Source organism: Burkholderia sp. E168m23, from assembly GCF_016586125.1.
Classification (GTDB): domain Bacteria; phylum Pseudomonadota; class Gammaproteobacteria; order Burkholderiales; family Burkholderiaceae; genus Burkholderia; species Burkholderia orbicola.
Genome location: NZ_BCPP01000762.1, coordinates 1 through 3,567 on the forward strand (window position 1 = coordinate 1; position 3,567 = coordinate 3,567).

Here is a 3,567-nt window from a genome sequence, read left to right on the forward strand (position 1 = left end):
GGCGAAGCTCTGGACGGTCGTGGCGTCGCGGTAACGACGGAGGGGGAAGCAGGCGCGCGATGCGGGATGGGCGCCGTGCGGCATACACGTGGTATTGCGGCGACTTGAAGGAGGGGAAGTCTGTCTGGGCGAAGAAAAGGGGCAGTTTCGTTAATTAGTAAACCGAATGAAATGAGCGTGAATCGCGCGACCACGAAGCCGGAATCCCGCTTCGCGGCACGTGCGACGTGCGCCCGGCGGCGAAGGGGAGCAGAGTGTCGCGCCGTGGCGGCAGCCTCATGGCATCGGGGAAGGCCTGCCGACATCAAACCGATTTCGATTGAGAGGTTCCGTTCTTCCATGGTCTTGCCTCCCGATGAATCGGTGCTCGTCGCGGTTTCGCTCGGCAACAAGATCCGCGCGCTTCGGCAGCGGCTGAAACTCACGCTCGACGAAGCGGCCACGACGGCAGGGATCTCGAAGCCGTTCCTGTCGCAGGTCGAGCGTGGGCGCGCGACGCCGTCGATCACGTCGCTGGTGAGAATCGCGAAGGCGCTCGGTGTGACGATGCAGTACTTCATCGACACGCCAACCGAGGCGCGCTCGGTGTGCCGCGGCGACGCATTGCAGTATTTCCAGTTCGCGAACTCAGCCAGTTCCTTTGCCCGGCTGACGAATCTCGTGGACGGTCGCAAGCTCGATGCGATTCTCGTCAGGATACCGGCGGGGCAGTCGCCGTCGGAAGTGACGACGCATGCCGGGGAGGAGTTTCTCTACGTGATGCGCGGCAGGGTCGTGCTCACGCTGGAGGATTGCACGTTCATGCTGGGCGCGGGCGACACCGCGCACTACGAGTCGACGACGCCGCATGCGTGGCAGAACACGGCCGACGAAGAGGCGGTGATCGTCTGGGTCGGTACGCCGCGGCTGTTCTAGCCCGTCGGACCAGAGTTATTGGAAGCGGTAAGCAAGCTGTGCACTCAATGTAAGTAATCAGTATTGCAAATCAAATAATACGAAAAGGCCATGCGGTGTTCGCGCTGCACGGTCGATCCGTTCGGATCGCGGTGGTTGGCAGGACGGAAATGGCGGGCTCCGGTACACGGGTGCCCAGGACGCGCGACGAATTCACAAGATTCGGACGTGCAGCGGGTGGGGTCTTACTGACGAGCGAGAGGAAACAAGATGAAGCAGAGAGCGCTAGCGTTGGCCATCAAAAGAATAGTCTGGGCAGAACTGGCACTCACCGCGACGCTGGCGGTGCCGGCCTTCGCACAGAGCCAGCCGGCGCCTGGCGCTGTTGCCGTGGCGGATGCAGTCGCGACCGGCGCGCCTCCGGCCGCGATCGTCGCGCAGGCGGGCGGTACCACAAGCACGCCTGCTGAAACGGGCGCGGCAGCACCCGGCGCAGCCGCGAACGGGCAGGGCAAGGTCGCACAGATCAAGCGTTTCGAGGTGACCGGCTCGCTGATCCGGCAATCCGACAAGACCGGCTTTCAGCAGGTACAGACCATCACGCCGAAGGAGATCCAGGCCAGCGGCGCGGTGACGGTGACCGACTTCCTGCGCAATGCGACGGCGAACTCGGCGAATAGCTGGGGCGAAGGGCAGTCGGGCAACTTCGCGGCCGGCGCGGCCGGCATCGCGCTGCGCGGCCTGTCCGAGAAATACACGCTCGTGCTGGTCGACGGCCAGCGCGTGGCGCCGTATGCGTTCTTCTCGAACAGCGTCGATTCGTTCTTCGACCTCAACACGCTGCCGCTCAACGACATCGAGCGCATCGAAATCGTGAAGACGGGCGCGGTGTCGCAATACGGATCGGACGCGATCGGCGGCGTCGTCAACATCATCACGAAACACAATTTCCGCGGGCTGCAGCTCGACGGCAGCATCGGCAGCGCGATCAACGCCGGCAACGGCGACGGCACGACGAAGTTCGGCGTGCTCGGCGGCTTCGGCGACCTGAACGCCGACCGCTTCAACGTGACGGCGGCGCTCAGCTACTACAAGTCGAACGGTTTCACGCTTGCCGATCGCGATTCGACCCGCAACCAGGACTTCACGGGCAAGCCGGGCGGCTTTTCGTTGCTCGGGCCGTCCTACTGGAACATGCCCGACGGCAGTGCGCAGGCGCTGAACGGCTGCCCGTTCGGCGGGGCGGTGCACCCGGCCGCGACGAACTCGCTGTCGGCCGGCCTGCCGGGCACGATCTGCGCGTTCAACACGGCGGAAAGCACGTCGATCCTGCCGATGACCGAACGCCTGAACGCGAAGCTGCATGGCGACTTCAAGATCAACGACACGACGACGGCGTTCGCGGACTTCCTGGAAAGCTACAACACGACCACGACCAACGATGGCCTGTGGAACAACGTGATCGGCAACCCGCAGAACCCGGCGCTGGTGTGGAATCCGCAGACGCAGTTGCTGTCGCCGTTCAACACGGTCGTGCCGGTGACCAACCCGTACAACACGACGGGCGCGGCGACGCCGTTGACCTACGCGTTCCCGAACACGGTCGCGCAGAAGACCTGGGCGAACTACTGGCGCGCGGCGGCCGGCATCAAGGGCTCGTTCACGCTGCCGTACGGCGACTGGGACTGGGCGACGTCGGTCAGCCATTCGCAGAGCACGGTGTCGAACGTGTTCACGAATCAGCTGAACGTGAATGCGCTGAACAACATCTACCAGAACGGCACGCTGAATTTCGCGAACCCGGCCGCGACGCCGAACGCCTTCAACGGCCTGTACCAGGAAGCGAACAACCTCGGCATCTCGAAGCTCGATACGATCGACGCGACGCTGTCGACACCGAACCTGTTCCACCTGCCGACCGGTGACGTCGGCATCGGCTTCGGTGCACAGTTCACGCACCAGAGCGAAACGCTGACGCCGGGCTCCGAGTACCTGAGCGGCGCGGTGATCTCGCCCGATCTGCAGACCGTGAACGGCGCGCGCAACGTCGCGGCCATCTATTACCAGGTCAACGTGCCGATCCTGGAGAACCTGACGTTCAGCCAGGCAGGTCGCTACGACCACTACACGGACGTGGGCGGTGCGTTCTCGCCGCGCTTCGCGCTGCGCTACCAGCCGATCAAGGCGCTCACGCTGTATACGTCGTACAACCGCGGCTTCCGCGCGCCGACCTTCGTCGAGGACAGCAAGTCGCAGACGCTCGGCATCCAGGTCGACCCGGCTACCGGCCAGAACTACACGTCGATCACGGTCGGCAACCCGAACCTCGCGCCGGAACGCACGCGCAACTTCAACATCGGCTTCCAGGTTTCGCCGGCCCGCTACACGGATATCGGCTTCGACTGGTACAAGATCCGCATCGACAACGTGATCGGCCAGGGCAAGCCGTCGCAGGTCGTGACCGACCCGACGACCGGCCAGCTGCTGTACAAGGTGATTCCGTACCAGAACCTCGGCTACCTCGACACGAACGGCTTCGAAGGCACGTTCCGCCAGGGTCTGCCGCTCAAGGGCTGGGGCATGCTCACACTGTCGGGCGACTGGGCGTACGTCAACAGCTACAAGATCGGCTTCCCGGGCAGCGCACCGATCAACGGCGCGGGCAACAACTTC

General features: G+C 64.1%; 2 protein-coding genes. Both read left to right on the forward strand.

Annotation, left to right across the window (positions count from 1 at the left end; all coding sequences use genetic code 11):
• Nucleotides 1-339: 339 nt before the first annotated feature.
• The gene (locus JMF90_RS29095) at nt 340-915 is read left to right on the forward strand and encodes a helix-turn-helix domain-containing protein (RefSeq protein WP_074802650.1); all 576 of its coding nucleotides are present in this window, start codon (nt 340-342) and stop codon (nt 913-915) included.
• Nucleotides 916-1,164: 249 nt separating this feature from the next.
• Nucleotides 1,165-3,567: TonB-dependent siderophore receptor (locus tag JMF90_RS29100; RefSeq protein WP_201325757.1), on the forward strand; the 2,403-nt coding region annotated here is incomplete at its 3' end.

What these genes read in the sequence shown, in the direction of transcription:
- JMF90_RS29095 (WP_074802650.1), top strand. Translation starts at nt 340, where the DNA reads ATGGTCTTGCCTCCCGATGAATCGGTGCTCGTCGCGGTTTCGCTCGGC.